The sequence below is a fragment of the Pseudomonas sp. EMN2 genome (assembly GCF_009650555.1).
In the GTDB taxonomy this organism is placed as follows: domain Bacteria; phylum Pseudomonadota; class Gammaproteobacteria; order Pseudomonadales; family Pseudomonadaceae; genus Aquipseudomonas; species Aquipseudomonas sichuanensis.
This window is the reverse complement of the sequence record NZ_VZZR01000049.1, coordinates 21,037-47,819: the sequence shown is the minus strand read 5'-3', so window position 1 is coordinate 47,819 and position 26,783 is coordinate 21,037. Positions and strand designations below refer to the sequence as shown.

Below are 26,783 nucleotides of genomic sequence, written 5' to 3'. Positions count from 1 at the left end.
TCGCCCCCTCAGCATAGCCGGTAAAAATGTCCTTCGACATCAAGGCCCTGCCAAGGGTGAGCCACCTGCAACATGACGACTTCTTGACGGTACTGTCAGCGCGCGACACCGTGCTGGATGACCACCGAGTCGGTTCCCAGCTTGGCCATGACCTCCGCCTTGCGCGCATCGGCCTCGGCCTTGCTCGGGTACGGCCCGATCAACACCACCGGCTTGCCTTCACGGTATTCGACCCAGGACGGGATGCCCTTCTCGATCAGGCGCGCGGTCATGTCGGTCAGGGCGCCCATGTTCGGGCCCTGGATCACTTCCACATCCCAGCCTTCCGGCGCCGGCTGGTCAGCCAGGGCCTCGGCACGGCGCTGCAGCTCGGCGCCGCCGCAGATTTCACGGATGCGCAGGTCATTGCCGGTTTCGTCGATGATGATCTGATACTGGCCGTCGCGCTTGATCGCCACGTAGCTGCGATACGCCTCGTACTGCCCGGCATCGTCCTTGCCGCGCACCTGGCCGCAGATGGAGCCCTGGGTGTCGAAGCGCACATTGGCGAACTTGGCCGTCTTGGGGTTTTTCAGGTGCTCGGCCACCTGGTTATGTACCCCTTCGACCTCGTTGTTGCAGCCCGCCAGGGCCAACACTGCCATTACCACAGCCAGTTTGCGCACGCGTGTACCTCCAATTTCGAAGGGGCGGATTCTAGCATGACCAATGCTTGAGGCCGGGGGTTATCCCACCCGCGCAGGCTTATCGCCGGCTGACCATCGCGACGATGGTCGCCTGCAATTCCTGGCGCGCGGCCTCAGGCGCAAGCTCCCCGCAAGCGGCGGCCTGCGACAGGGCCTCGGCAGCCCCGACCAAGGCCCGCAAGCCAGCGGTATCGATGTCGCCACCTGCGGTGAACGGCGCCAGGGCCTGGCGGCACTTGTCGAGAAACGGCCCCTCATAGACGCGTTTGAGGGCCTCCATTTCCGGTGAGCCCGCCAGCGCCGCGCTGACTCCGGGAATCTCCCGCCCCTGGCTCATCACGCAATTCACGTAGGCGTCGGCGATCACCTGGGCCCGGCCAGCCAGGTCGGCCGAGCCGCCGGCCAGGGCGCTGTCGAGCATGGCGGTCTGCCGGGCGTCGTACTCCTGATACAAGGCCACCAACAGCCCGGTGCGGGTCTCGAAGTGGTCATACACCACGGGCTTGGTAACCCCGGCCTGCTCGGCCAGCCGGCCCAGGCTCAGGCCTTCGGTGCCCTCTTCGCGCACCAGCTGCCAGGCCATATCGAGCAACTGACGGCGGCGCTGCTCACGGGAAAGGCGCTTGCGCGAGGGGGTCTTGTCATCGCTTGACATCGCTTACCTACCAAAAGTAACTTACCAAGGGTAACTTACCGCGAGTATATAGCGCTCGCGGTTTTCCTGCACACCTTGATGGAGTCCTCGCCATGCATGCCCTGATCGTCATTGGTCACCACGACCCTGCATCCCTCACCCATGCCCTCGCCGGGCAGATTGCTGCCGGTTTGCAGGCCACCGGCCATACCAGCGAGTTTGCTGACCTGGGGGCCGAACAGTTCGACCCGCGCTTCGGCCTTGCCGATCACGCCGTACACCGGCGCCAGGCCGGGGCCCCGGCAGACGTGCTGGCCGAACAGGCGCGCATCGAACGGGCCGATACCCTGGTGCTGGTCTACCCCATCTACTGGTGGTCACTGCCAGCCTTGCTCAAGGGCTGGGTGGAGCGGGTGTTCAGCAATGGCTGGGCATTCGACTACCACGCCGACGGCAAGCTGATCAAAAAGCTCGGCGGCATGACCGTGCACCTGGTCGGCGTGGCCGGGGCCGACGCTGGCACCTTCGAGCGCCACGGCTACAACCAGGCCATGGCGACGCAGATCGAACACGGCATCTTCGACTACTGCGGCGCCGAGGTGCTCAGCACCACGCTGCTCACCGACAGCGAAATCCAGGACAATCGCGCCAGCCTTGAACGCGCGCGGCAACTGGGCGAGCGATTGTTCGCCGACAGCCTCGCCGTCGCCTGACCCGCACTGCCCAGGGGCGGCAAGCCGCCGCCCCATTGCAGGAACCCGAACGACCCGGCCACCATTGAGAACAATTTACATTCACACTCGGAAACCGGTCGTTGGACAGCACTTCAACCCGCAAGCTGGGCTTCTTCTTCAGCGACCACCATCGCTGGCTGCTGCAACACATCAACAAGCGCCTGCGCAACCGTGCCGATGCCGAGGACACTGCCGCCGAAGCGTTCTGCCAGATGCTCGGTGCGCGGGTCGACCCCGACAGCATCCAGCAGCCCCGCGCCTACCTGTCGACCATCGCCCGCCGGTTGATCTTCGACCGCCACCGTCGCCGCCAACTCGAACAAGCCTACCTGGAGCGCCTGGCCCTGTTGCCAGAGCCAGTGGCCCCTTCGGCCGAGGAACAACTGCTGCTGCTCGAGGCGCTGGTCACCATCGACCAGGTGCTCGATGGCCTGCCGGATATCGTCAAGGCGGCCTTCCTCTATAGCCAGCTCGATGGCCTGAGTTACGTCGACATCGCGGCCAAGCTGAACCTGTCAGAACACACTGTCAGCCGCTACATGAAACAGGCGCTGCGCCAATGCTACCTGTGCGAGCTGCAGCCATGAGCCGCCAGGTGCTCGACAGCATCAGCGAACAGGCCATCGACTGGATGGTGGAACTCAACGCTGGCGGCCATGACGCCGACTTGCCCGCGCGCCTGCAGCTTTGGCTGGGCCAGGACCCTCGGCACCAGCAGGCGTGGGACTTGCTGCAACAGCGCCTGGGCCGCCCTTGCGCGGTACTGCGCGGCCTTGATGCGCGGGCGCCCGGCCAGACCGAAGCCACCCGCCGCCTCCTGTTGCAACCCACCCGCAGCCGCCGCGACGTGCTGCGCAGCATGGTCGGCCTCGGCCTGCTGGGTGGCGGGCTATGGGCCGGTTGGCGCAGTGACGCGGCCCTGGGCTGGCGGGCCGACCTGCATACCGCCAGCGGCCAGCGCCGCAGTTACACCCTGGACGATGGCAGCCGCCTGAGCCTCAACAGCCACAGCGCGGTCGACGTGCAGTTCGATGCCGGCCAACGCCTGGTGATATTGCGTCGCGGCGAACTGCTGATCCAGGTCGCCGCCGACCCGCATCGCCCGCTGCGGGTCCGCACCGCGCAAGGCCAGGTGCAGGCCCTGGGCACGCGCTTCCTGGTCAGCCAGGAGGCGGGCTCGACCCGTGTGGTGGTGCTGCAACACAGCGTACGCGCCAGCCTCGCCGACGGCCGCCAGCTCGATCTGCAGGAAGGCCAGGCCGCCTTGCTGCGCAGCAGCGGTATCGAACTGCTCGCGCAGGAACAACGCCAGCGCGCGGCCTGGCTCGAAGGCCGCCTGGAGGTGCTCGACGAGCCGCTGCACCAGGTGATCGAAGCCCTGCGCGACTACCAGCCCGGTTTCATCCGCCTGGCCCCCGAAGTGCGCAACTTGCGCGTACAAGGCGTGTTCCCGCTGGACCAGCCCCGGGAGGCCCTGCAGGCCCTGGGCGAAACCCTGCCGATCCGCATCGAGCACTACGGCCCGTGGCTGACCCTGATCGGGCCGGCAGCTGCTGGCTGAAAATATTTTTGAAAATCATTCGCAAAGGTGTCCGGTTTTCATTTCTCGTTGCACCTAACTCCTGACAGCCAACTTCAAACTCGGGAGAACACCGTGCACAACCTATGGCCCCGCGCCCTGCCCCTCGTCATCGCCCTGAGCAGCCTCAGCGGCTTTGCCCAAGCGCAGACCCAGTCGTTCAACCTGCCGGCGGCTGACCTGGCCACCACGCTCAACCGCATTGCCAGCCAGAGCGGGCACATCATCGCCCTGGAACCCGGCCTGGTGCGCGGCAAGCAGGCCCCGGCCGTGGTCGGCGAAATGAGTGCCGAACAAGCCATGCAGGCCGCCCTGGCCGGTAGCGGCCTGCAGTTGCGGGTGACCTCCAGCGGCCACTTCAGCGTGGCGCCGGCCAGCCTGGGCGGCGACGTGATGGAGTTGGGCAGCACCAGCGTCACCGACAACTACCTGGACGCGACCAGCGAAGGCAGCGGCAGCTACGCCGCGCGTGCCGTCACCCTCGGCAAGGGCGTACACACGCTGAAGGAAATCCCGCAGTCGGTCACCGTCATCACCCGCAAGCAGCTGGACGACCAAGGCATCACCGACCTGCTGGACGCCGTCAACCACACCACCGGCCTGGTCGGCGCCCAAGGGATCGGCCCGGGCATGGTCATCACCTCGCGCGGCTTCCAGATCGACGACTGGCAGTACGACGGGGTGCCGATCCAGCGCAACAACTACTCGCTGGGCAACTGGGCAACCCAGGACCTGGTGTTCTTCGACCGCGTGGAAATCCTGCGCGGCGCCTCCGGCCTGCTGCAAGGTACCGGCAGCCCAGGCGGCGCGATCAACCTGGTGCGCAAACGCGGCCAGGCCACCCCGACCGTCGCCCTGACCGGCAAGGCGGGCTCCTGGGATCACTACGGCCTGCAGCTGGACGCCGGCGGCCCGTTGACCAGTGATGGCCGGGTACGTGGGCGCATGGTGCTGGACGAAGACCAGAGCGACAGTTTCATCGATTACCAGTGGAGCAAGAACCACTCCCTGTATGGCGCCCTGGACATCGACCTGAACGATGCGACCACCGTGGGTGGCGGCATCAGCTACAGCCGCCAGCAGTCGCGCCCGATGCTGCGCGGCATCCCCCGCTATGCGACCGGCAAGGCGGTGGACCTGCCCCGCTCCACCTACACCGGTGCGCGCTGGAGCCGCGCCGAGACCGACGTCACCACCTACTACCTCGACCTCGAGCACCGGTTCAACGACGACTGGACGTTCAAGACCGCCGCCGTGCGCATGGACGAGACCAATACCTCCACCCACCAGCGCGTACAGACCATCGATCAGGGCCTGGCCCCCGATGGCACGGGCGTCAGCTACGCCGATTGGATCACCGACTTCCACAACACCAAGCTCGGCCTGGACATGAACCTGGTCGGGCATTTCGATACCGGCTCCGTGGCCCACGAGGTGACCCTTGGCGGCAACTACGCCAAGCTGACGTCCGACGATGCCTATTGGCGCAACTTCGTCGACGATCCCGACGACAACATCTTCGCCATCGATCACAACCGCCCGGAACCTAGCCGCGACAGCCTGCTCGCCGGCGACATGGGCCGCGCCAACCGCGCCAGCTACGACGTGCGCCAGAAAGGCCTGTATGGCGCCTGGCGCGTCAAGCCAGTGGAAGACCTGACCCTGGTGCTGGGCGCGCGGGTCAGCTGGTTCGACTACCGCTGGGATTCGACCGACTTCAACGGCCCGAACGAGCCCGGCAACCAACACCCGACCAGCCGCATGACCGAGACCGGGCAGGTCACGCCCTATGCCGGCTTCGTTTACGACCTGACCCGTGAATGGGCCTGGTACGCCAGCTACACCGATGTATTCGTGCCACAGACCGAGCGCGCCGTGGGCAACACGCCGCTCAAGCCGGTGGTGGGCAGCAACTACGAGACAGGCCTGAAGGGCGAACTGCTCGACGGCCGAGTCAATGCCTCGCTGGCCGTGTTCCGCTATGACCAGGAAAACCGTGCCGTCACCGACGTCGCCTCGGGCTTTGCCTGCGATGACTGGTACTGCTCGACCGCTGCCGGCAAGGTGCGCAGCCAGGGCGTCGAAGCCGAGGTCAGCGGCGAAGTGCTCAGCGGCCTGCAACTGTTCGCCGGCTATACCTACAACACCACCAAGTTCCTCGACGACCCGGACAACGAGGGCCGTGTGTTCAGCCAGTGGACCCCCAAGCACATGCTGCGCGCCTGGGCCGACTACACCCTGCCGTTGGACGGCCAGCGCTGGAGCACCGGGCTGGGCTTCACCAGCCAGAGCCACACCCTGGGCTACGAGCGCAACTATGAAGTGGCAGGCTACACGGTCTGGAACGCACGCCTGGCCTACCAGCTGACACCCGAAGTGAACCTGGCGGTCAACGCCAACAACCTGTTCGACAAGAAGTACTGGGTGGCCGGTTTCAACCAGCTCAATGGCAGCAACAACTACGGCGAGCCACGCAACTTCATGTTCACGGTGAAATACACGCCGCAGTTCTGAGCCGCCTCAATCCGCCAGGGGCCACTCGGCCAGCGGCCAGTACTGGCCCTTGCGCGATTCGTACAAGGTGAAGCTGCGCGCCGCCAGGAAGAACTCCGGCGCCTGCACCGCCTCCGGCAGCGGCCCGCGAAAATCCCGCGACAGCGTCAGGTGCGGCCGGTACTCGCGCACCTGCGCCTCGATGCCCAGCGGCAGCACCGCTTGCTGCAGGGCGTAGACCAACTGGCGCAGGGCCGCTGGCGCCTGCTCGGGTTCGAGCACCAAGGCGCTAGCGCGCGGCCACACCTGCAAGCGGTCGAGCACCACCCGCAGCGGCGCATCCGAGCGCTGCAACGGCTCGACGGCGGCACACACCGCCGGCACCAGGGCCGCATCCACATCCCCCAGGAACAGCAAAGTCACATGGAAGTTGTCCGCCGGCACCGGCTTGCCGCTACGCAGATCCAGGCCACGGCGCCACTGGGCGATGGCGCGGCGCTGGCCATCAGTGACCGACAGGGCGAAGAACAAGCGCTTGAACGGTGCGCCGCTGGGGCGTGATTCCTGGACCATGGGGCGTTCCTTGTCAGAAGATCGGAGCGTTCAAATGCACAAAATACATCGAAAAATCCAGTTGAATCGTTTGCGCAAGCTGTAGGCCATTACACCTAAGTCGCCCGGAATAAACGTAACAATAAGTACAAACCCTGACGATGTTTGTTTATGCTGGCGAGCTTATGCCATGGCGCATGGCCATTTTTTAGACAAGTAACCGTCCATGAAAATTGCACTCGTACTGATCTTCGTCCTCTCGATCGCCTATGTTCACCTGCGCGGTCGGGTTCGTCACAAGCTGACCCGCCAGTTGGGCGACCACTCCAGTTTCCTCGCCCCGGTCAACAGTTTCCTTTACCTGTTCTCCAGGCTCCCGGCCAAGCCCTACCTGCCGGTCGAGGCGTTCCCCGAGCTGCAACCGCTAAAGGACCACTGGCAGGAGATCCGTGCCGAGGCCCAGCAACTGCTGCATGCCGGCGAGATCAAGAAGTCCGATAACTACGACGACGTAGGTTTCAACTCGTTCTTCAAGACCGGCTGGAAGCGCTTCTACCTGAAGTGGTACGGCGAGAGCCACCCCTCGGCGATGACCCTGTGCCCGCGCACCACCGAGCTGCTGCAGGGCATCGGCACGGTCAAGGCGGCGATGTTCGCCACCCTGCCACCGGGCGCCAAACTGGTGCGCCACCGCGACCCCTACGCCGGTTCCTACCGCTACCACCTGGGCCTGGACACACCCAACGACGACGGCTGCTACATCGATGTCGACGGCGAGAAGTATTCGTGGCGCGACGGCGAAGCGGTGATGTTCGACGAGACCTACATCCACTACGCCGCCAACACCACCGAGCACAACCGCATCATCCTGTTCTGCGACATCGAGCGCCCGCTCAAGTACCGCTGGGCGAGCGCCTTCAACCGCTGGTTCAGCCGCAACGTCATGGCCGCTGCCGCCGCACCCAACGATGCCAATGACAAGACCGGCGGCATCAACCGCCTGTTCACCCGCATCTACAAGATCCGTGAGCGCGGCAAGGCGCTGAAGAAACGCAACCGCATGCGCTACTACCTGGAGAAGTGGGCAGTGGTCGCCGCACTGGTGCTGGTGTTCATCTACATCTGACCAGGCTGCGCCGTACGTACACCATCGCGGGGCAAGCCCGCTCCCACGCTTTACGTGGGAGCGAGCTTGCCCCGCGATGCTTTCAGCAGATGAAAGCACGCCCCCAAACCCCATCATCGACTAGCCTGAAAGCTCCCCCCGACCAACCTGACAAGGTGAAGACGATGAGCATGATGGACTGGGACGCCTACCGTAAGCAGTTGATGGCCGGCATCGGCGATCTCAAGCAACTGTCCCCCGATACCGTGGCCGGCTACATGACCGCCAGCGGCGCCGGGGCCAAGACCAATCACCTGGACGCCAAGACCCGCGAGCTGATCTCCCTGGCCGTGGCGGTGACCACCCGCTGTGACGGCTGCATCGCCGTGCATTCGCAGCAGGCGGTCAAGCAGGGCGCCACCCGCGAAGAGATCGCCGAGGCCCTCGGCGTGGCGGTGGCGATGAATGCCGGCGCCGCACTGGTGTACTCGGCCCGGGCCATGGATGCGGTCGGCAAAGCCGGCAACTAGCCCCTTCACGGCGCCAGCGCCCTTGCGCGCCGGCGCCGCGACACCCAGACTTGGCGGCCCAGCCCGCGCAGGAACCGCCATGATCCACATCCGCCCCATGACCCCGGAAGACTTCCCGCGCTTCTGGCCAACCTTCCAGGCCATCGTCCAGGCCCGCCAGACCTACGCCTTCGACCCCGCACTGAGTTACGAGCAGGCCCTGGCGCTGTGGCTTGAAGCACCGCTGCGTACCCTGGTGGCCGAAGAAGACGGCGAGCTGCTCGGCTCCTATTTCCTCAAGGCCAATGCCGCCGGCCCCGGCGCGCATGTCGGCAACTGCGGCTATATGGTCTGCGAGAACGCCCGCGGCCGCGGCGTAGCGCGGCTGATGTGCGAACACTCGCAGAAGCTGGCACGCCAGGAAGGCTTGCTCGCCCTGCAGTTCAATTCGGTGGTGGCGACCAACGAGGTGGCCGTGGCGCTGTGGCACAAGCTCGGTTTCGAGACCGTCGGGCGCCTGCCCCGGGCCTTCCGACACGCACAGCTGGGGCTGGTGGACTGCCTGGTGATGTACAAGTGGCTGGCCGATGAGCCCGTCGTGGAAAAGCCGCCACTGCTGATCGGCCGCAAGAATATCGAAGCTCGGGTGTCGCGCCGGCGCGGTCGCTGAAGCATGGATTGGCTGCGCCCCCATCGCCGGCAAGCCGGCGATGAGGCCCGCACGCTAAGCACCCAACCCCTTGACCTACCTCATATTTCCATTTGTTCCAAAACTTGACTGACTCCCCGCGCAATGGTCATATGCGCGCCAGTTTCAGGTGCCCTACGCCGCCGTGCGCAGGGTGAAACGGGAAGCCGGTGCGTCGCCCCATGCGACAAGTCCGGCGCTGCCCCCGCAACGGTAAGCGAGCGAACCCTTCGACACACCACTGTGCGCCAGCATGGGAAGGTGAAGGCTTCACGACCCTCGCAAGCCCGGAGACCGGCCTGAGGCTCCACTTGGCAACCCGCGGTGGGCGGGCGCAGGCCGGTATCCGTGCGCGCGCCTGCGTGCGCGGTTCGCCTTTTGCGTGTTTTCCACCGGGATCCATTCCTTCCTGCAGCAGTGGAACGACATGTCCCGTATCAGCAAGCGTTACTCCCTGGCGGCCTGCCTGGCCGTCGCCCTGCCGGCCCAGGCCGAACAGCAGAGCACCCTCACCCTGCCCTCAACGGCCATCACCGACAGCCGCGATGCGCAAACCCTAGACCTGGCCACCCCGACCCAGGCCGGTTCACGCCTGAACCTCAGCGCCCTGGACACCCCCGCCAGTACCAGCAGCCTCGGCGAAGCGCAGATCCAGCAGCGCAACAACCTCACCGTGCAGGACGCCGTGACCCGTTCGCCGGGCATCACCTTCATCGGCACCCCCGGCGATGGCGGCACCGGCCTGTCGGCGCGCGGTTTCAGCGGGCAGAACTCGGTGATGACCCTGTTCGATGGCGCACGCCTGTACACCGGTGCCGGCACCCAGACCTTCCCGGTCGACCCATGGATGGTCGAGCGCATCGACGTCATCCGCGGCCCGGCCTCGGTGCTGTACGGCGAAGGCGCCACGGGCGCGGTGGTCAACGTGATCCCGAAAAAGCCCTTCGCCGGCGAGATCAGCAACCACCTGCGCCTGGGCTACGGCTCCTGGGACCGTCAGCAACTGGGCCTGGACAGCGGCGGCAGCCTGAGCGAGCGCCTGAGCTACCGCGTCACCCTCAACCAGCAGGCCGGCAACGGCTACATCGACCGCACCGACTCGCGCAGCCTGGCCCTGAGCGCCGCGCTGCGCTTCGATGCCAGCGACGACCTCAGCTTCACCCTCGCCCACGAACGCGGCGATGCGCAACCGGCCAACTACTACGGCACACCGCTGATCAACGGCCATCTGCGCAGCAGCCTGGCCAAGAAGAACTACAACGTCAGCAACGACGTGCAGCGCTATCACGATGAGTGGACACGCTTCACCACCGACTGGGCCATCAACGACAGCGTCTCGGCCAGCAACCAGCTCTACTACATCAAGAGCCGGCGCCACTGGCGCAACGCCGAGCAATACGCCTGGGACGCCGACAACGGGATGGTCCAGCGCGGCAGCTTCCTCGAGATCAAGCACAATCAGGAGCAGATCGGCGACCGCCAGACGTTCACCTTCGACCACTCTCTGTTCGGCCTGGCCAGCAAGACCGTGGTCGGTGCCGAGTACAACCGGATCCGCTTCAACATCGACAGCAACTGGCCCTACGACGACGGCAGCACAGACCCGCTCGACCCTTGGCAGCCCGCGCCCGGTGCCTTCCATAGCGCCAGCCCGACCCAGCCGCAGTCGCTGTCGAAAACCAGCACCTTCGCCCTGTTCGCCGAAAACCGTACCCAGCTTACCGAGCGCCTGTCGCTGGTCACCGGCATCCGCCGCGACCAGAACCACATCGACCGCAGCAACCTGCTCGACGACAGCCGCAGCGACCGCAGCCTGCAGGGCGGCAACTGGCGCGCCGGGCTGGTGTTCGCCGTCACCGACGACCTGTCGTTGTACGGCCAGTACTCCACCAGCGAAGACGGCGTCGGCGACCTGATCACCCTGCGTCCCGAGCAGCGCCTGGACCTGACCGAAGCCAGGCAGACCGAGCTGGGCCTCAAGCAGCGCTTCTGGGAAGGCCGTGGCGAGTGGACCCTGGCGGCCTATCACATCGTCAAGGACAAGCTGCTGGTCAGCGACCCGGTCACCCACACCAAGCAGCAGGCCGGCCAGCAGACCTCCGATGGCCTGGAGGCAAACCTGGAACTGGCGCTGGGCAACCAGTGGCAGCTGTCGGCCAATGCGGCGCTGGTGCGGGCGAAGTACGACGAATTCGACGAGGTGAGCGGCGGCATCGCCTACGACCGCTCGGGCAACCGCCCCACCGATGTGCCACGGCGCACCGCCAACCTGTGGCTGAGCAAGGGGTTCGGCCAGGCCGTCGATGCCGGCATCGGCCTGCGCTACGTCGACCAGCGCTACGCCACCACCGCCAACGACCAGCACGTGCCGGGCTACACCGTGGTCGATGGCAACATCGGCTGGCAGGTATTGCCGGACGTACGCCTGGGGCTGCAGGTGAACAACCTGTTCGACCGTGAATACGCGATGTCGGCCTACAGTGGCGAGCAGTGGTTGCTGGGCGCGCCGCGGTCGTACTTCGCCACGGTCGATTATCGCTTCTGAGCCAAGGGCCTCATCGCGGGGCAAGCCCGCTCCCACGCCAGACCTCATTGCATGGTGCTGCGTGGGAGCGGGCTTGCCCCGCGATGAGGCCACAGGTGCTTGTGCATCACCGCGCGAACTGGTCGACTAGGGCAAGCCTTTCGCCCAGGCAGCACGCCATGACCGACATCCCGCAAATTCCCGACCCGCCCGTGCATTCGCTCGACCAGCCGCGCACCCTGCTGTTCCTCGCCTATCCGCAAATGGGCCTGCTCGACCTGACGGGCGCACAGACGGTGTTCTGGGCCGCCACCAAGGCCCGCGCCGAACGCGGCTTGCCCGGCTACCGGGTGGTCACCGCCAGCCTCACTGGTGGCCTGGTGCCCACCGCCGAAGGGCTGGCGGTCGGTACCGAGCCTTTGCAGCCCTGGTTGCAGGAACCCGTAGACACACTGGTGGTGCCGGGCGCCCCGGAAATCGTCCGCACCCTCCCCGAACACGGCGAACTGGTCGGCTGGCTGCGCCTGGTCGCCGCCCGCGCCCGGCGCACCGCCTCGGTGTGCAGCGGCACCTTCCTGCTGGCCGCCGCCGGCCTGCTCGACGGCCGCCGGGCGGCGACCCACTGGGCCATGTGCGACGCCCTGCACCAGCGCTTCCCGGCCATCGAGGTGGATGCCGAATCGATCTTCGTGCAGCAGGACCAGGTGTGGACCAGTGCCGGGGTGAGCGCCGGCATCGACCTGGCCCTGGCCCTGGTCGAAGCCGATTGCGGCCGCGAGGTGGCCATGCAGGTGGCGCGCGAGCTGGTGGTATTCCTCAAGCGCCCCGGCGGGCAGGCGCAATTCAGCGAGTTGCTCAAGGCCCAGGGCGAGGACAGCGCCGCCTTCGACGCCCTGCACCTGTGGCTCAACGACCACCTGGGCGACCCGCGCCTGAGTGTCGAACGTCTGGCCGAGCAGGCGCGCATGAGCCTGCGCAACTTCACCCGGGTGTACAAGCAGAAGACCGGTCGCACCCCGGCCAAGGCCATCGAACTGTTCCGCCTGGAAGCCGCTCGCCGCCTGCTGGAGAACTCCACCCAGCACATCGAGCAGATTGCCCGTCAGTGCGGCTTTGGCAACGAGGAACGCATGCGCCTGGCGTTCCAGCGTCACCAGGCGGTCACCCCGCGCGACTACCGCTCGCGCTTCGCCCGCAGTGTGCCGCTGGCCGAAATCCAGGGTTCTTTGGCCTAGGGCGCAACGCCGGCCACGCTTAGCATCCTTGCTGCGACAAACACCCCCATCGCGGGGCAAGCCCGCTCCCACGATCTGCCGTGGGAGCGGGCTTGCCCCGCGATGGGCCACAGGTCGGACCACGCCCCACCCGGCGGCACAAGGCGTACCCTTTTCCCACTGCAGTGCCCGAACCGACAATTCCAACTATCCGCGGTATTCGGAACATCCAGGAGCACCCTCATGAAACAGATCCTGATCATTGGCGCAGGCTTCGCCGGGCTGTGGAGCGCCCTGGGCGCCGCGCGCCGACTTGACCTGCACGGGCGCGACGACGTCGCCATCACCGTGCTCGCCCCCCAGGCCGAACTGCATGTGCGCCCGCGCTTCTACGAACCCGAGGTGCACACCATGGCCGCGCCGCTGCAGGAGCTGTTCGATACGGTCAATGTGCGCTTCGTCAAAGGCAGCGCCAGCCGCATCGACGAAAAGAACCGTGAAGTGACCTACCGCGCGCCCGGCGGCATCGAGTCGAAACTGAGCTACGACCGCCTGATCATGGCGTGTGGCAGCCTGCTCAACCGACCCGACATGGCCGGTATCGAGCATGCCTTCGATGTCGACAAGATCGACTCGGCATCGCGCCTTGAAGAACACCTCAAATCCCTCGCCGGCCGGCCCGACAGCCCGGCACGCAATACCGTGGTGGTGGCCGGCGGCGGCTTCACCGGTATCGAGACCGCCACCGAACTGCCGTCGCGCCTGCACAAGATCCTGGGTGATCGGGTGACGCCACGGGTGATCGTGGTCGACCGCGGTGCGAAAATCGGCGCCGCATTGGGTGACGGTATCCGCCCGGCCATCGAGCAGGCCAGCGAGCACCTGGGCATCGAATGGATCTGCGGCGCCACGGTGGCCTCGGTGGATGCCAATGGCGTAGTACTCGACAACGGCCAGCGCATCGACGCCAGCACGGTGATCTGGACCGTCGGGTTCAAGGCCAACCCGCTCACCGAACAGATCAGCGGTGAACGCGACCGCCAGGGCCGCCTGCACGTCGACGGCAACCTCAAGGTCATTGGCAATGACGCGGTGTACGCCGCAGGCGACGTGGCCTACGCCGCGTGCGACGAGGTCGGCAACCATGCGGTGATGTCCTGCCAGCACGCCATCCCGCTGGGCCGCTACGCCGGCAACAACGCCGCCGCCGAACTGATCGGCGTGGCGTCGATGACCTACAGCCAACCCAAGTACGTCACCTGCCTGGACCTCGGCGCCTGGGGCGCGGTGTACACCGAAGGCTGGGAGCGCACGGTGTCGCCGCCGACCGACAAGGCCGAGGCCAAGGTGCTCAAGCACCAGATCAACTCGATCTGGATCTACCCACCGGCTGCCAATGATCGCGCAGCGGCGCTGGCGGCGGCTGATCCGCTGATCCCGGTGGCCTGATACGTCCGCATCGCGGGCAGGCGCCGAAGCTCTCACAGGCATAACTGGCCCGAAACAGATGTGGGAGCTGGCTTGCCAGCTCCCACATCTGTTTCGGGCCACTTACTCCTGTGACTTCATCGCTGTACGCCTTGTTGGTACGACGCGGTTTCAGCGTGGGTGCGCCGATGCGTCTTGCCCCGCGATAAGCCCCCCAACGTCAAACTCTCAGCTTTGATATCAGCTATGCATCCAATGCATTTGCCCCTCGCGCCGAACCCATGGCATAGATGCTCCATCACGCCTTCCAGGAGTTTCCGCGCATGAGCAAGCCCCCCTACGTCCCACCCCAGGTCTGGACCCACGAGGCACCTTCCGGCGGCCAGTTCGCCAGCATCAACCGCCCGGTCGCCGGCCCGACCCACGATAAAGAACTGCCCGTGGGCAAGCACCCGCTGCAACTCTACTCCCTGGCCACCCCCAATGGCGTCAAGGTGACCATCCTGCTCGAGGAACTGCTGGCCCTGGGGCATGCCGGCGCCGAATACGACGCCTGGCTGATCCGCATCGGCGAAGGCGACCAGTTCGGCAGCGGCTTCGTCGGGGTCAACCCGAACTCGAAGATCCCCGCCCTGCTCGACCGCAGCGTCGAACCGCCGGTGCGGGTGTTCGAGTCCGGCTCGATCCTGCTGTACCTGGCAGAAAAATTCGGCGCCCTGCTGCCCAAGGACCCGGCCAGTCGCACCGAAAGCCTGAACTGGCTGTTCTGGCAGATGGGCTCGGCACCCTACCTGGGCGGTGGTTTCGGCCACTTCTATGTGTATGCACCGGAAAAGTTCGAATACGCCATCAACCGCTTCACCATGGAAGCCAAGCGCCAACTCGACGTGCTCGACCGCCGCCTGGCCGAAAGCAGCTACCTGGGTGGCGATGAATACAGCATCGCCGACATCGCCGTATGGCCGTGGTATGGCCAGCTGGTACGCGGCAACCTGTATGGCGCCGCGGAGTTTCTTGCGGTACACGAATACCCCAACGTGCAACGCTGGGCCGAGGCCATCGCGCAACGCCCGGCAGTACAGCGCGGTACCCGGGTGAACCGGACCTGGGGCGATGAAGCCAGCCAGGTTCCCGAGCGCCACTCGGCAGCCGATCTGGGCTGATCACGAAGGGTCGCTCAGCCATGCTGGGTGGCCCTTACGAAATAGTGGCACTTTGCCCTAAAGTTCCACTCCCCCCAGCCGTAATCCTTGATCTGCCTCCCTCGAACAAGGACACACCGGCTTGAAGCAACTTCTTAAAAGCACCGCCCTCGTGGCCATGCTGTCGATGAGCGGCTGCGTGTCCTTCCAGGTCACCGGCCCCATCAACGCCCCAGTCCATCCCGCCGCCGTCACCAGCCCGCGCACCGCGCAGGTCGCCGATGTCACGGTGTCCGCCCCCGGCCTCGACCAGGCTACCCGCGAGGCCATCAGCCGCTCGCTGACCAAAGACCTCGACCGCTACGTGGACAAGGCCGGCTATTTCAAGTCGGTCAGCGAGTACCCCACCCGCCTGGGCGAACAGGACGTGGTGCTGAAGTTCGACATGACTTCGCTCAAGGGCCGTCGCGCGCCGCACCCAGGCTATTTCCCTGGTGCACTGCTGACCCTGACCCTGTGGATCTGGGTCAACGGCCCGATCTATGTCGACAGTTTCGACCTGGCCGGCGACCTGGTGATCGTCGACCGCGACGGCGTCGAGCTGGCCCGTACCAAGGACCAGATCACCTTCAAGCACAACGTCGGCCTGTACGGCGGCGACTACTGGGCACCGACCATCATGGGCGGCAAGCAGTTGTCGCTGCTGGTCGGCGAGCTGCTGGACACCGCCACCGTGCAATTGGCCAAACGTTAAATCAGGAAGCGATACATGAACATGCTTAAACAAGGATTGCTGCTCGGCGCATTGCTGCTCGGCGGCTGCGTTTCCTATTCCACCGGCGATCTGGCCCCGGTCGGCACCTGGCCACCTGCAGCCAGCAGCGAAGCGGCCAAGCCCAGCGCCTACCTGCGCACCACCGCGCTGTACCAGGTCAACGACAACCCGGCCGCTGCCGCCGCGGGTGCCCAGGCGCAAATGTGGGAAAAGGCCATCAGCGAGACCTACCAGGAATCCGGCCGCTTCACCCAGGTCAGCACGCGCAAAGTCGAATCGGACCTGTACGCCGAAGCGACCCTGACCAACCATGAGCAGTTCGTCATGGCCTCGGCGTTCATCACTGGCTTCACCTTCTTCATCATTCCGTCCACAGCGAAGAACACCTTCACCCTGCAGACCGTGTTCAAGGACAAGGAAGGCAAGGAAGTCGGGCGTATCAGCAAGAGCGAGTCGGTGCGCACCTGGATGCAACTGGTGCTGATCGTCGGCCTGCCGTTCCAGGCCGACACCCGCGACGTGGTCCGTGAACTGGCGCGCAGCACCCTGGACGAAGCGGTACAGCGCAAGCTGCTGTAATCGACCAAGGACCTGAGGTGAACCTTTCGCCGGCCTTGCCGGCGAATGGCGCCAGCGCAATGCCCACGCCCAACACAATGCTGTGACGCAACGAAGCATTTCCCCACTGCATGCCTGCTCCGGCAAAGCCTTCTTGCTACACTCGCCGCCATGATTTTTCCACCTGCACAACTGTGGTGACAGCATGATCGAGGTAACCGAGGTTTCCATTGCCGAGCTGCGCGACGCGCTCGAGTCTGGCCGCACGACTGCGGTAGAGCTGGTCAAGGCCTACCTGGCGCGCATCGACGCCTATGACGGCAAGGACACCGCCACCGCACTCAACGCCGTGGTGGTGCGCAACCCTGAAGCGTTGAAAGAGGCCGAGGCCTCCGACGCCCGCCGAGCCCGTGGCGAAGTCCTCGGCCCGCTGGACGGCATCCCCTACACCGCCAAGGACAGCTACCTGGTCAAAGGCCTGACCGCCGCCTCCGGCAGCCCTGCGTTCAAGGACCTGGTCGCCCAGCGCGATGCCTTCACCGTCGAGCGCCTGCGCGCCGGCGGCGCCATCTGCCTGGGCAAGACCAACATGCCACCAATGGCCAACGGCGGCATGCAGCGCGGTGTGTATGGCCGCGCCGAAAGCCCGTACAACGCCGCCTACCTGACCGCGCCGTTCGCCTCCGGCTCGTCCAACGGCGCCGGTACCGCCACCGCCGCCAGCTACAGCGCCTTCGGCCTGGCCGAAGAAACCTGGTCCAGCGGCCGTGGCCCTGCCTCGAACAATGGCCTGTGCGCCTACACCCCGTCGCGCGGGGTGATTTCGGTGCGCGGCAACTGGCCGCTGACCCCGACCATGGACGTGGTCGTGCCTTACGCCCGCACCATGGCCGACCTGCTGGAAATCCTCGACGTGGTAGTGGCCGACGACGCCGACAAGCGCGGCGACCTGTGGCGCCTGCAGCCGTGGGTGCCGATCCCCGCCGCCTCCAGCGTGCGCCCGGCCTCCTACCTGGCACTGGCTGCCGATGCGGCTTCGCTCAAGGGCAAGCGCTTCGCCGTGCCGCGCATGTACATCAACGCCGACGCCGAAGCCGGCACGTCCGAGAAGCCGGGCATCGGCGGCCCAACCGGCCAACGTATCAACACCCGCGCCAGCGTGATCGAGCTGTGGCAGCAGGCACGCCAGGCCCTGGAAGCGGCCGGTGCCGAAGTGGTCGAAACCGACTTCCCGCTGGTGTCCAATTGCGAGGGCGATCGCCCCGGCGCGCCGACCGTGTACAACCGCGGCATCGTCAGCAAGGAATTCCTGCATGACGAGCTGTGGGAGCTGTCCGGCTGGGCCTTCGACGACTTCCTGCGGGCAAACGACGACCCCAAGCTCAACCGCCTGGCCGACGTCGACGGCCCGCAGATCTTCCCCCACGACCCGGGCACCCTGCCCAACCGCGAGGATGACCTGGCCGCTGGCATGGACGAGTACGTCAACATGGCCAAGCGCGGCCTGAAGACCTGGGACCAGATCGCCACCGTGCCGGACGGCCTGCGCGGCCTGGAACAGACCCGCAAGCAGGACCTGGAAGACTGGATGGACGCCCAGGGCCTGGACGCGGTGCTGTTCCCCACCGTGGCCGATGTCGGCCCGGCCGATGCCGATGTGAACCCTGCCTCGGCGGACATCGCCTGGAGCAACGGTATCTGGGTGGCCAACGGCAACCTGGCGATCCGTCACCTGGGTGTGCCGACCGTGACCGTGCCCATGGGCGTGATGGCCGATATCGGCATGCCAGTGGGGCTGACCTTCGCCGGCAAGGCCTACAGTGACAACAATCTGTTGAAATTTGCCGCTGCCTTCGAGGCGACCGGCTCGCGCCGCATGATCCCGCCGCGTACGCCAAAGCTGGGCTGATCGAAGGATCATCGCGGGGCAAGCCCGCTCCCACGTCACCCCCATGCAATGTGGTCTGACGTGGAAGCGGGCTTGCCCCGCGATGCTTTCTACCCGCTGGAATATTTCAACAAGGCATGCAAAAATCAACTAACTGTTGATTAATGCGATGCCACCATGACGCCTCCCCAAGAGCGCCAGCTCACCCTCACCGTACTCAAGGCCGCCCTCCAGGCCCTGGGCAGTGTTGTCCCGCGCAACGTCGAAATCCTCCTGCACGACCTCGACCACCCCGAACACTCGGTGGTGGCCATCGTCAACGGCCAGCTTTCCGGGCGCCAGGTCGGCAGCCCGATCCTCGCCGCCCCCGAACAGGACCAGGGCTTCAAGGCTTTGATGCAGACCGCCAATGGCCAGCCAGGCTGCACGCCTGTGGTACTGCCCGACTACCCCACCACACTCAAAGGCCGCCACCTGCGCAGCGCCACGGCAATCTTCCGCGACAGCGGCGGGCATCCGTTTGCCAGCCTGTGCGTGAACACCGATGTCACCGGCCTCGATGCCGCCATGGCCTTCCTTCAGCACTTCCAGCCACTGGGTGCGATGCCCGCCCCGGCCGTGAGCAGCGAGCCCGCCGACATGGCCGTGCTGATGGCCGAGATCATCCACGACTCGCTGCAACGCAGCGGCCAGGGCCGGATGAACAAACAGGCCAAGGTCGAGGCGGTGCGGGTGATGCAGGAGCGCGGGTTGTTCATCGTCAAGGGCGGTGTGGAGAAGGCCGCCGAGGCCCTCGGCGTGACCCGCTACACCATCTACAACTACCTGGAGCAGCTGCGCGGCGAGCAAGCGCCGGCTGCCCGCGACTGAAACCCGGAGTTCCCATGCCACTGCACATCCAAACCCCGCTGATCGAATCCCGCCCCCTGTCGCAACGTGCCGGCCGCCCGGTGTGGCTCAAACTCGAGGCCCTGCAACCCTGCGGCTCGTTCAAGCTGCGCGGGGTCGGCCATGCCTGTGAAATACACCAGGCCCGTGGCGCGCAGCATTTCGTCTCGTCGTCGGGCGGCAACGCCGGGCTGGCGGTGGCCTATGCCGGGCGCAAGCTGGGGGTGCCGGTGACTGTGGTGGTACCCGAAACCACCACCGAACGGGCCAAGGAGCTGTTGCTCCTCGAGGACGCCAAGGTCGTGGTGCACGGCAGCTCGTGGCAGGAGGCCAACGCCCATGCCCAGACCCTGCTGGGGCCGGACGATGCCTTCATCCACCCGTTCGACGACCCACTGCTGTGGACCGGCCATGCCAGCATGATCGACGAAGTGGCGGCGGCAGGCTTCAAGCCCGATGCCGTGGTGCTCTCGGTAGGCGGCGGCGGGTTGCTCAGCGGTGTGGTCGAGGGCCTGCAACGCAATGGCTGGCACGACGTGCCGGTGCTGGCGGTGGAGACCGAGGGCGCGGCGTCGCTGCACACGGCCATGGCTGCCGGGCATACCGTGGAGCTGCCCGGTATCCAATCGGTGGCCACCTCGCTGGGGGCCAAGCGGGTGGCCGAGCAGGCGCTGGCCTGCAGCCGTACCCACAGCGTGCATAGCCATCTGGTCAGCGACCGCGAAGCGCTGCAAGCCTGCGAAAGGCTGCTGCACGATCACCGGGTGCTGGTCGAACCGGCATGCGGTGCGGCGCTGGCGTTGCTGCAGCGACCTGAGGTGTTCCAGGCCTATGGCAATGTGCTGGTCATCGTCTGCGGTGGCGCGACCGCCACACTGGAGCAGATCCGCGCCTGGCTGGGCCAGGTGGCGTAGGCCCTGTTCGCGGGTACAAGCTGTTGGCAGGCTAACCGACTATCGCTATATACTTTTGAACATAGCGATTTAGAAGTCCTGCCTCAGCCATGTCCAGTATCCGTGACCGCAACCTGCAACTGATCCTCGAAGCCGCCAGTGAAGAGTTCGCCCAACACGGCTTCGCCGCCGCCCGGGTCGATGCCATCGCCACCCGCGCCGGCCTGCCCAGAGCCAATGTCTTCTACTACTTTCGCAAGAAGCAGCAGCTCTACACCGCCGTGCTGGACTTGGTGATGGAGCCCTTGCTGCTCGCTTCGCGCAGCCTTGCGCCAGAGGATCATCCCGAGCACGCCCTGCCCCGCTACTTCAAGGCCAAGGCCGAGGTGGCCCGCCAGCACCCCCATGCCACGCGGGTCTGGCTCAAGGAAATGCTCCACGGCGGGCAGCGCTTGCCCGGCGAACGTAGCGAGGCGCTGCGCCACAGCGCCCGACAGAACCTGGCCTGCCTTGCGCAGTGGATGGAGCGCGGCCTGATTGCCCGGACCGCGCCGGAGCATCTGCTACTGTTCCTCTGGTCCACGCCCCTGGCCAGTTTCCGTTTCGGCGAGGCGCCCGGCAGCTCAGCGCGGCTCAAGCCGACGCGGGCCTCGACCCAGGCGCTGGCCGACCTGTTCCTGCGCGGCTTGCGCCCGGAGGTTGAGGTTGCGCAACTAATCGCTGTATAAAAAAATCATAACGAAATGCACCCTGATGAGGAGTACCGGCATGACTGCCACCAACACTGCAAAGGAAGCTGTGGGTGCCCCCTATCAGCTGGACCTGATGAAACATGCCCAGCGCATGACCTGGCAGGCCGTCGAGCGCATCGCCCAGGACATCCGCCCCGGCATGCGTGAATCCGAGGCCCGCGCGCTGGGCCAGCAAGTGCTGGAAGCGCTGGGCATGCAGCGGATCTGGCACCCCACCCATATCCGCTTCGGCGCCAACACCCTGAAGACCTTCAAGCAACGCTCCGACGGTGACCCGGTGCTGGGCACGGACGACATCTATTTCATCGACATGGGCGTGGTCTGGGAAGGCCATGAGGGTGATGCCGGCACCACCTTCGTCACCGGCAACGACCCACAGATGATCGCCTGCGCCGCAGCGGTGAAGACCCTGTTCGACGAGGTTCAGGCGCACTGGCGCAACCAGGGGGTGACGGGCATCGAGCTGTACGATTTTGCCGCCGAGCGCGCGCAGGAAATGGGCTGGCAGCTGAACCTGGAAATCAAGGGCCACCGCGTCAGCGACTTCCCCCATGCCATCTACCGGGCCGGTGACCTGGGCGCTTTCGACGGGCAGCCAGGCGAAGGCTTGTGGATCCTGGAAATCCAGATCGCCCACCCCGAGCTGCCCTACGGCGCGTTTCACGAGGACCTGCTGGCCTGACCTGCCTTGACCGGAGCCGGCGTGAGCAGAGGGATTATCTCAGGCATCAACCCATCCGTACCGACCTCGATCAGCGCAAGGGTTACCGGCAAGCTGAAGCGCCGGGGCCCGGCACTGCCTGGGTTGAGGTACAAGCGCCCGTCACGGCGCTCGATCAGCGGTTTGTGCGAATGCCCGGTGATCACCCACTGCACGCCCTGATCCAGGTACGCCGGCACATCAGCCAGGTCGTGCACCAACAGCACCTGCCAGCCTTGCACCTCGAATCGCTCCACATCCGGCAGCCCCTGGGCCCAGGGCAGCGCGACGTCGTTGTTGCCACGCACCACCCGCAGCGGTGCAAGCGCTGCAAGCGCCTCAAGCACCTGCGGCTTGCCGATGTCGCCCGCGTGCACGATCAGCGCGCAGCCCTCGAGTGCCGCCAGCGCTTCGGGGCGCAGCAAGCCATGGGTATCGGAAATAACGCCTACTTTCATTGCCCGCGCCCTCGCTGCCGGCCTTTGATCAGGATGGTCATATTCGTCTGTTTCAATAAGGCCATTGCGCGCCAGGCGCCCCCTGATAGCGGGCCCCGGGCAACTGCATGATGGCGCTTTGTATATGCAATGAGCGGCGACTCGGACGAAAAGCACCTTGCGCCCTTTCGAACTGTGGCAAGTGAAGGCACAATGCGTGTCCTTTTTTTGGCCGGCCTGGCCGGGGGCCTTTAAATGATCAAGACGCCGTACTACCTCATCGATAAAACCAAGCTGCTGAGCAACATGGAGAAGATCGCCTACGTGCGCGAACACTCCGGTGCCAAGGCCCTGCTTGCCCTCAAGTGCTTCGCCACCTGGTCGGTGTTCGACCTGATGCAGCAGTACATGGACGGTACCACCTCGTCCTCGCTGTTCGAGCTCAAGCTCGGCCGCCAGAAGTTCGCCGGCGAAACCCACGCCTACAGCGTGGCCTGGGCCGACGATGAAGTCGAAGAGATGCTCGAGAACTGCGACAAGATCATCTTCAACTCCATCGGCCAGCTCGAGCGCTTCGCCGAGCAATCCGAAGGCAAGGTGCGCGGCCTGCGCGTCAACCCGCAGGTGAGCAGCTCCGACTACCTGCTGGCCGACCCGGCGCGCCCATTCAGCCGCCTCGGTGAGTGGGACCCGGAGAAGATCGAGAAGGTGATCGAGAAGATCTCCGGCTTCATGTTCCACAACAACTGCGAGAACGGTGACTTCGGCCTGTTCGACAAGATGCTCACGCACATCGAAGAGCGCTTTGGCCACCTGCTGCACAAGGTCGAATGGGTCAGCCTCGGTGGCGGCATCCACTTCACCGGCGAAGATTACGCGGTGGACGCCTTCTGCGCGCGCCTGAAGCAGTTCTCGCAAACCTACGGCGTGCAGGTGTACCTGGAGCCGGGCGAAGCGGCCATCACCAACAGCGCCTCGCTGGAAGTGACCGTGCTCGACACCCTATACAACGGCAAGCACCTGGCCGTAGTCGACAGCTCGATCGAAGCGCACCTGCTCGACCTGCTGATCTACCGCCTCAACGCCAAGATGGCCCCCAACGATGGCGCGCACACCTACATGGTCTGCGGCAAGTCGTGCCTGGCCGGCGACATCTTCGGCGAGTACCAATTCGACAAGCCACTGGCCATTGGCGATCGCCTGTCGTTCGTCGACACGGCGGGCTACACCATGGTCAAGAAAAACTGGTTCAACGGTTTGAAGATGCCGTCCATCGCGGTCAAGCAACTCGACGGCAGCGTCGAGGTGGTGCGCGAGTTCGGTTTCGAAGACTACGTTTCGAGCCTGTCGTAAGACAGGCTTTCATGAAGGAGAGCAGCTGAATTGAAGAAGAACGTTCTTATCATTGGTGCAGGAGGTGTCGCCAAGGTGGTGGCCCACAAGTGCGCACAGCATAACGACGAACTGGGTCGTATTGCGATTGCGTCACGGAACATCTCCAAATGCCAGGCCATCATCGACAGCGTCAAGGCCAAGGGTAGCCTCAAGGTACCCGCCGACATCCAGGCCTTCTCGCTCAATGCCCTCGATGTCGAGGCGACCAAGGCACTGATCCGCGAGACCGAATCGCAGATCGTGATCAACGTCGGTTCCGCTTTCCTCAACATGTCGGTGCTGCGTGCCTGCATCGATACCGGTGTCGCCTACCTGGACACCGCGATCCACGAAGAGCCGGGCAAGATCTGCGAGACCCCGCCGTGGTACGGCAACTACGAGTGGAAACACCTCGAAGAGTGCCAACAAAAGAACATTACCGCCATTCTCGGCGTCGGCTTCGACCCGGGTGTGGTGAACAGCTACGCGAAACTCGCGCAGCAACAGTACTTCGACCAGATCGACTCGATCGACATCCTGGACGTGAATGCCGGTTCCCACGGCAAGTACTTCGCCACCAACTTCGACCCGGAAATCAACTTCCGCGAGTTCACCGGGCAAGTGTGGAGCTGGCAGAACAGCCAGTGGACCAGCAACACCATGTTCGAAGTCAAGCGCACCGACGACTTGCCGGTAGTGGGTTCGCAGAACCTGTACCTCACCGGCCACGACGAAGTGCACTCGATCTCGAAGAACCTGAACGTGCCGAACGTGCGCTTCTGGATGAGCTTCGGCGAGCACTACATCAATGTGTTCACCGTGCTGAAGAACCTCGGCCTGCTCAGCGAGCAACCGGTGAAAACCGCCGAAGGCCTGGAAGTGGTACCGCTCAAGGTGGTCAAGGCCGTACTGCCCGACCCGGCCTCGCTGGCCCCGGGCTACACCGGCAAGACCTGCATCGGTGACCTGGTCAAGGGCACCAAGGACGGCCAGCCGCGCGAAGTGTTCATCTACAACGTGGCGGATCACGAAGAAGCCTACGCCGAGACCGACAGCCAGGGCATCTCGTACACCGCCGGCGTGCCGCCGGTGGCTGCCGCCCTGCTGGTCGCCCGCGGTGAGTGGGACGCCGGCCGCATGGTCAACGTCGAGGAACTGCCGGCCGAGCCGTTCCTCAAGGCGCTGGACGTGATGGGCCTGCCGACCCGCGTCAAGGATGAAAACGGCGACCGTCCGTGGGACGCGCAAGCCTAAGCAGCAACAGGAAGGGGCGCCAGATGGCGCCCCTTCTGTTTCTATACAGTCACAGCCTCGTGGGAGCGGGCTTGCCCCGCGATTTGGCCGCTGCAGATTCACGTGTTACTTGCGTGCCTCCAGAATCAGGTTGAACGGCGTCTGCGTCGCCCGCCGGAACCTGCTGAACCCCGCCTCCTCGAACACCGCCCGCAAGCGTGCCTCCCCCGCCTGCGCCCCCAGCCCCAGCCCGACTTCCTGCGACAGTGAATTGGGCGTGCAGATGAACGTCGACGCGGCATAGAACAACCGCCCCACCGGGTTGATGTTGGCGTCCAGGCTGTCCTCGGCGAACGGCTCGACCAGCATCACCGTGCCATCGGCCTTCAGTGCCTTGTACGCATGCCGCGCAGCGCCAACCGGGTCGCCCATGTCATGCAGGCAATCGAAGAAGCACACCAGGTCCAGATCGTGGCCGGGGTAGTCCTTGGCCGACGCCTGCTGGAAGCTCACCTGCCCGCCCACACCGGCTTCCCGTGCCCGTTCGGTCGCGGTGGCCACCGACGGCGCGTGGTAGTCATAGCCGACAAAATGCGACTGTGGAAACGCCTGGGCCATGACGATGGTGGAGGCACCATGACCGCACCCCACATCCGCCACCTGCGCGCCGGCCTGAAGCTTGCCGACCACGCCCTCCAGCGCCGGCAGCCAATCGGCCACCAGGAAGGTGCGATAGCCCGGGCGGAAGAAGCGTTCGGTGCCACTGAACATGCACGGGTGGTGGTCACCCCAGGCCAGCGCGCCATCGCCGCGCATGGCCTTCACCAACTTGTCCTTGTCGTGGAACAGCGCCGCCAGCACCGCCGCGCCGCCGGCCATGTAGGCCGGCGAGTCTTCCAGCGCCAGGGTCATGGCCTGCTCTTCGGGAAGGGTGAAATTACCGTGATCGTGCACCACGTAACCCGCCGCGGCCTGGCCATTGAGCCATTCGCGCACCAGCCGTGGCTGGCAGCCGGTGCGCTCAGCCAGCACCTCGGGGCTGACCGGCTGGCTGTCGGCCATCGCCCGGTACAGGCCGAGCTCGTCGCCCAGCACCACGTTGGCCAGGGTCGCCGCGGCGCCCATGTCGCCCACCAGCTTGCCCATGAATTCGTGAAGCCTTGCCTCGTCCATGACCTGACCTCCTCTGCAGGAAGGCCACCGTCGGCGACGTCCGGTCCGGGGCGGTGGTCGGATCGATGATAGGCCCGCAGCAGAACCGGGCCCGGGCTTTAAGTCTAGACCCGCCTGCGTTATCTTCGCCGCGCTGCCGGCACACCCGCCACTACCGGACGGCCGCACCCGCGCAGCAAAGGAATTGCCACCATGTTCTCCAGCCGTACCCTCGTCCTTGTCCTGGGCGTTGCCTTCATCATCATCGACCAGTGGGTGAAGCTGATCGCCCTGGTAGCCCTCGACAACCACAGTTATGTGCTGGGCAACCAGAGCATCTGGCTCGACCTGGCCCTGAGCCTCAACCCCGGCGCCTTCCTCAGCCTGGGTGCCGGCATGCCGGTGCTGCTCAAGCAACTGATCTTCGTGGTCGCCGTGGGGGTGGTGTGCTGCTGGGCCAGCGTCTGGGCGTTCAGGCACTGGCAGGCGACGCCGATCAAGGCCTTCGCCGCCTGGTTCATCGCTGTGGGCGGGCTGTCCAACCTGATCGACCGGGTGTTTCGCGAGGGGCATGTAGTCGACTACCTGGTGCTCAACATCGGGTCGCTGCACACCGGCGTGTTCAACCTGGCGGATATCGCCATCATGGCCGGCGCGGCGGTGCTGCTGGTCGATGCCCTGACCAGGCCAGCCAAGCGCTGAGCGACGGTTTGAGCCTTGAGGCCTTCCCGGCTTGCAGTTGGCTCACTCAATCCCTGTAGGAGCGGCCTTGTGTCGCGAAAGGGCCGCAGCGCGGCCCCAGGATTTCAGCGGGATGCGGGAACGCCGGGGCTGCTGCGCAGCCC

General features: G+C 65.4%; 26 protein-coding genes and 1 riboswitch. Of the genes, 21 read left to right on the top strand and 5 right to left on the bottom strand.

What is annotated here, in order from left to right:
- Positions 1 to 95: 95 nt before the first annotated feature.
- Together F6X61_RS15630 and F6X61_RS15625 are read right to left on the bottom strand one after the other, a co-directional pair.
- Positions 96 to 665, bottom strand: coding sequence for an SPOR domain-containing protein (locus F6X61_RS15630; RefSeq protein WP_153787386.1), 570 nt, complete (start codon positions 663 to 665; stop codon positions 96 to 98).
- Between the two features lie 79 nt (positions 666 to 744).
- Positions 745 to 1,341 carry a TetR/AcrR family transcriptional regulator gene (locus F6X61_RS15625; protein WP_153787385.1) on the bottom strand — a complete coding sequence of 199 codons (597 nt, stop codon included), beginning with the start codon at positions 1,339 to 1,341 and terminating at the stop codon, positions 745 to 747.
- Between the two features lie 92 nt (positions 1,342 to 1,433).
- On the opposite strand from F6X61_RS15625, the gene F6X61_RS15620 reads away from it, so the two are divergent.
- The 4 genes from F6X61_RS15620 to F6X61_RS15605 all read left to right on the top strand — a co-directional run bounded on the left by F6X61_RS15620 (position 1,434) and on the right by F6X61_RS15605 (position 6,147).
- Positions 1,434 to 2,033, top strand: coding sequence for an NAD(P)H-dependent oxidoreductase (locus tag F6X61_RS15620; protein ID WP_153787384.1), 600 nt, complete (start codon positions 1,434 to 1,436; stop codon positions 2,031 to 2,033).
- Between the two features lie 101 nt (positions 2,034 to 2,134).
- Positions 2,135 to 2,641, top strand: coding sequence for a sigma-70 family RNA polymerase sigma factor (locus tag F6X61_RS15615; RefSeq protein ID WP_153787383.1), 507 nt, complete (start codon positions 2,135 to 2,137; stop codon positions 2,639 to 2,641).
- The gene (locus tag F6X61_RS15610; RefSeq protein ID WP_153787382.1) at positions 2,638 to 3,615 is read left to right on the top strand and encodes a FecR family protein; all 978 of its coding nucleotides are present in this window, start codon (positions 2,638 to 2,640) and stop codon (positions 3,613 to 3,615) included. The genes F6X61_RS15615 and F6X61_RS15610 overlap by 4 nt, the downstream gene beginning before the upstream one ends.
- Positions 3,616 to 3,708: 93 nt before the next feature.
- The gene (locus F6X61_RS15605; RefSeq protein ID WP_153787381.1) at positions 3,709 to 6,147 is read left to right on the top strand and encodes a TonB-dependent receptor; all 2,439 of its coding nucleotides are present in this window, start codon (positions 3,709 to 3,711) and stop codon (positions 6,145 to 6,147) included.
- 6 nt (positions 6,148 to 6,153) lie between these two features.
- On the opposite strand, the gene thpR is transcribed toward F6X61_RS15605, so the two are convergent.
- On the bottom strand, positions 6,154 to 6,699 hold the full coding sequence (gene thpR / locus F6X61_RS15600; protein WP_153787380.1) for an RNA 2',3'-cyclic phosphodiesterase: 546 nt from the start codon (positions 6,697 to 6,699) through the stop codon (positions 6,154 to 6,156).
- A gap of 205 nt (positions 6,700 to 6,904) precedes the next feature.
- On the opposite strand from thpR, the gene lpxO reads away from it, so the two are divergent.
- From lpxO to F6X61_RS15530, 14 genes are all read left to right on the top strand, one after another.
- The gene (lpxO, locus tag F6X61_RS15595) at positions 6,905 to 7,804 is read left to right on the top strand and encodes a lipid A hydroxylase LpxO (RefSeq protein ID WP_153787379.1); all 900 of its coding nucleotides are present in this window, start codon (positions 6,905 to 6,907) and stop codon (positions 7,802 to 7,804) included.
- Between the two features lie 164 nt (positions 7,805 to 7,968).
- A complete protein-coding gene (locus F6X61_RS15590; protein WP_153787378.1) occupies positions 7,969 to 8,313 on the top strand; it encodes a carboxymuconolactone decarboxylase family protein in 345 nt (114 codons plus the stop codon).
- A gap of 79 nt (positions 8,314 to 8,392) precedes the next feature.
- On the top strand, positions 8,393 to 8,962 hold the full coding sequence (locus tag F6X61_RS15585) for a GNAT family N-acetyltransferase (RefSeq protein ID WP_153787377.1): 570 nt from the start codon (positions 8,393 to 8,395) through the stop codon (positions 8,960 to 8,962).
- Between the two features lie 129 nt (positions 8,963 to 9,091).
- Positions 9,092 to 9,298, top strand: a riboswitch (cobalamin riboswitch).
- 109 nt (positions 9,299 to 9,407) lie between these two features.
- Positions 9,408 to 11,525, top strand: a complete 2,118-nt coding sequence (locus F6X61_RS15580; RefSeq protein WP_153787376.1) for a TonB-dependent siderophore receptor — start codon at positions 9,408 to 9,410, stop codon at positions 11,523 to 11,525.
- 158 nt (positions 11,526 to 11,683) lie between these two features.
- Positions 11,684 to 12,739: a GlxA family transcriptional regulator gene (locus F6X61_RS15575; RefSeq protein WP_153787375.1), complete on the top strand. Its 1,056-nt coding sequence runs from the start codon at positions 11,684 to 11,686 to the stop codon at positions 12,737 to 12,739.
- A 222-nt stretch (positions 12,740 to 12,961) separates the two neighbouring features.
- The gene (locus F6X61_RS15570) at positions 12,962 to 14,167 is read left to right on the top strand and encodes an NAD(P)/FAD-dependent oxidoreductase (protein ID WP_153787374.1); all 1,206 of its coding nucleotides are present in this window, start codon (positions 12,962 to 12,964) and stop codon (positions 14,165 to 14,167) included.
- Positions 14,168 to 14,469: 302 nt separating this feature from the next.
- Entirely contained in the window at positions 14,470 to 15,309 is an 840-nt protein-coding gene (gene yghU / locus F6X61_RS15565; RefSeq protein ID WP_153787373.1) for a glutathione-dependent disulfide-bond oxidoreductase, read from the top strand.
- A gap of 157 nt (positions 15,310 to 15,466) precedes the next feature.
- Positions 15,467 to 16,042 carry a hypothetical protein gene (locus tag F6X61_RS15560; RefSeq protein ID WP_153787392.1) on the top strand — a complete coding sequence of 192 codons (576 nt, stop codon included), beginning with the start codon at positions 15,467 to 15,469 and terminating at the stop codon, positions 16,040 to 16,042.
- Positions 16,043 to 16,057: 15 nt separating this feature from the next.
- Positions 16,058 to 16,642, top strand: a complete 585-nt coding sequence (locus F6X61_RS15555; RefSeq protein WP_153787372.1) for a hypothetical protein — start codon at positions 16,058 to 16,060, stop codon at positions 16,640 to 16,642.
- 184 nt (positions 16,643 to 16,826) lie between these two features.
- Positions 16,827 to 18,530 carry an amidase gene (locus F6X61_RS15550; RefSeq protein WP_153787371.1) on the top strand — a complete coding sequence of 568 codons (1,704 nt, stop codon included), beginning with the start codon at positions 16,827 to 16,829 and terminating at the stop codon, positions 18,528 to 18,530.
- Positions 18,531 to 18,686: 156 nt separating this feature from the next.
- Positions 18,687 to 19,379, top strand: a complete 693-nt coding sequence (locus F6X61_RS15545) for a transcriptional regulator (RefSeq protein WP_153787370.1) — start codon at positions 18,687 to 18,689, stop codon at positions 19,377 to 19,379.
- Positions 19,380 to 19,393: 14 nt separating this feature from the next.
- Complete coding sequence (locus F6X61_RS15540; RefSeq protein WP_153787369.1) at positions 19,394 to 20,311, top strand: pyridoxal-phosphate dependent enzyme; 918 nt, start codon at positions 19,394 to 19,396, stop codon at positions 20,309 to 20,311.
- An 89-nt stretch (positions 20,312 to 20,400) separates the two neighbouring features.
- Positions 20,401 to 21,018: a TetR/AcrR family transcriptional regulator gene (locus tag F6X61_RS15535; protein WP_153787368.1), complete on the top strand. Its 618-nt coding sequence runs from the start codon at positions 20,401 to 20,403 to the stop codon at positions 21,016 to 21,018.
- A gap of 40 nt (positions 21,019 to 21,058) precedes the next feature.
- A complete protein-coding gene (locus tag F6X61_RS15530; RefSeq protein ID WP_153787367.1) occupies positions 21,059 to 21,724 on the top strand; it encodes a M24 family metallopeptidase in 666 nt (221 codons plus the stop codon).
- On the opposite strand, the gene F6X61_RS15525 is transcribed toward F6X61_RS15530, so the two are convergent.
- Complete coding sequence (locus tag F6X61_RS15525; RefSeq protein ID WP_153787366.1) at positions 21,703 to 22,200, bottom strand: metallophosphoesterase family protein; 498 nt, start codon at positions 22,198 to 22,200, stop codon at positions 21,703 to 21,705. The genes F6X61_RS15530 and F6X61_RS15525 overlap by 22 nt on opposite strands.
- A 234-nt stretch (positions 22,201 to 22,434) precedes the next feature.
- Between F6X61_RS15525 and F6X61_RS15520 the strand changes: the two genes are divergently transcribed.
- Positions 22,435 to 23,532: a carboxynorspermidine decarboxylase gene (locus F6X61_RS15520; RefSeq protein ID WP_102683737.1), complete on the top strand. Its 1,098-nt coding sequence runs from the start codon at positions 22,435 to 22,437 to the stop codon at positions 23,530 to 23,532.
- Between the two features lie 30 nt (positions 23,533 to 23,562).
- Positions 23,563 to 24,807: a saccharopine dehydrogenase family protein gene (locus F6X61_RS15515; RefSeq protein WP_153787365.1), complete on the top strand. Its 1,245-nt coding sequence runs from the start codon at positions 23,563 to 23,565 to the stop codon at positions 24,805 to 24,807.
- Between the two features lie 105 nt (positions 24,808 to 24,912).
- Here F6X61_RS15515 and F6X61_RS15510 read toward each other — a convergent pair whose 3' ends face one another.
- Positions 24,913 to 25,959: a class I SAM-dependent methyltransferase gene (locus F6X61_RS15510; RefSeq protein ID WP_153787364.1), complete on the bottom strand. Its 1,047-nt coding sequence runs from the start codon at positions 25,957 to 25,959 to the stop codon at positions 24,913 to 24,915.
- A 192-nt stretch (positions 25,960 to 26,151) separates the two neighbouring features.
- Here F6X61_RS15510 and F6X61_RS15505 point away from each other — a divergent pair, with 192 nt between their 5' ends.
- Complete coding sequence (locus F6X61_RS15505; protein ID WP_153787363.1) at positions 26,152 to 26,640, top strand: signal peptidase II; 489 nt, start codon at positions 26,152 to 26,154, stop codon at positions 26,638 to 26,640.
- Positions 26,641 to 26,783: the final 143 nt, after the last annotated feature.

What these genes read in the sequence shown, in the direction of transcription:
- F6X61_RS15545 (WP_153787370.1), top strand. Translation starts at nt 18,687, where the DNA reads ATGACGCCTCCCCAAGAGCGCCAGCTCACCCTCACCGTACTCAAGGCC.
- F6X61_RS15610 (WP_153787382.1), top strand. Translation starts at nt 2,638, where the DNA reads ATGAGCCGCCAGGTGCTCGACAGCATCAGCGAACAGGCCATCGACTGG.
- F6X61_RS15550 (WP_153787371.1), top strand. Translation starts at nt 16,827, where the DNA reads ATGATCGAGGTAACCGAGGTTTCCATTGCCGAGCTGCGCGACGCGCTC.
- F6X61_RS15555 (WP_153787372.1), top strand. Translation starts at nt 16,058, where the DNA reads ATGAACATGCTTAAACAAGGATTGCTGCTCGGCGCATTGCTGCTCGGC.
- F6X61_RS15620 (WP_153787384.1), top strand. Translation starts at nt 1,434, where the DNA reads ATGCATGCCCTGATCGTCATTGGTCACCACGACCCTGCATCCCTCACC.
- lpxO (WP_153787379.1), top strand. Translation starts at nt 6,905, where the DNA reads ATGAAAATTGCACTCGTACTGATCTTCGTCCTCTCGATCGCCTATGTT.
- F6X61_RS15530 (WP_153787367.1), top strand. Translation starts at nt 21,059, where the DNA reads ATGACTGCCACCAACACTGCAAAGGAAGCTGTGGGTGCCCCCTATCAG.
- F6X61_RS15510 (WP_153787364.1), bottom strand. Translation starts at nt 25,959, where the DNA reads ATGGACGAGGCAAGGCTTCACGAATTCATGGGCAAGCTGGTGGGCGAC.
- F6X61_RS15575 (WP_153787375.1), top strand. Translation starts at nt 11,684, where the DNA reads ATGACCGACATCCCGCAAATTCCCGACCCGCCCGTGCATTCGCTCGAC.
- F6X61_RS15535 (WP_153787368.1), top strand. Translation starts at nt 20,401, where the DNA reads ATGTCCAGTATCCGTGACCGCAACCTGCAACTGATCCTCGAAGCCGCC.
- F6X61_RS15580 (WP_153787376.1), top strand. Translation starts at nt 9,408, where the DNA reads ATGTCCCGTATCAGCAAGCGTTACTCCCTGGCGGCCTGCCTGGCCGTC.
- F6X61_RS15625 (WP_153787385.1), bottom strand. Translation starts at nt 1,341, where the DNA reads ATGTCAAGCGATGACAAGACCCCCTCGCGCAAGCGCCTTTCCCGTGAG.
- F6X61_RS15585 (WP_153787377.1), top strand. Translation starts at nt 8,393, where the DNA reads ATGATCCACATCCGCCCCATGACCCCGGAAGACTTCCCGCGCTTCTGG.
- F6X61_RS15525 (WP_153787366.1), bottom strand. Translation starts at nt 22,200, where the DNA reads ATGAAAGTAGGCGTTATTTCCGATACCCATGGCTTGCTGCGCCCCGAA.
- F6X61_RS15560 (WP_153787392.1), top strand. Translation starts at nt 15,467, where the DNA reads ATGCTGTCGATGAGCGGCTGCGTGTCCTTCCAGGTCACCGGCCCCATC.
- yghU (WP_153787373.1), top strand. Translation starts at nt 14,470, where the DNA reads ATGAGCAAGCCCCCCTACGTCCCACCCCAGGTCTGGACCCACGAGGCA.
- F6X61_RS15540 (WP_153787369.1), top strand. Translation starts at nt 19,394, where the DNA reads ATGCCACTGCACATCCAAACCCCGCTGATCGAATCCCGCCCCCTGTCG.
- F6X61_RS15505 (WP_153787363.1), top strand. Translation starts at nt 26,152, where the DNA reads ATGTTCTCCAGCCGTACCCTCGTCCTTGTCCTGGGCGTTGCCTTCATC.
- F6X61_RS15590 (WP_153787378.1), top strand. Translation starts at nt 7,969, where the DNA reads ATGAGCATGATGGACTGGGACGCCTACCGTAAGCAGTTGATGGCCGGC.
- F6X61_RS15570 (WP_153787374.1), top strand. Translation starts at nt 12,962, where the DNA reads ATGAAACAGATCCTGATCATTGGCGCAGGCTTCGCCGGGCTGTGGAGC.
- F6X61_RS15520 (WP_102683737.1), top strand. Translation starts at nt 22,435, where the DNA reads ATGATCAAGACGCCGTACTACCTCATCGATAAAACCAAGCTGCTGAGC.
- thpR (WP_153787380.1), bottom strand. Translation starts at nt 6,699, where the DNA reads ATGGTCCAGGAATCACGCCCCAGCGGCGCACCGTTCAAGCGCTTGTTC.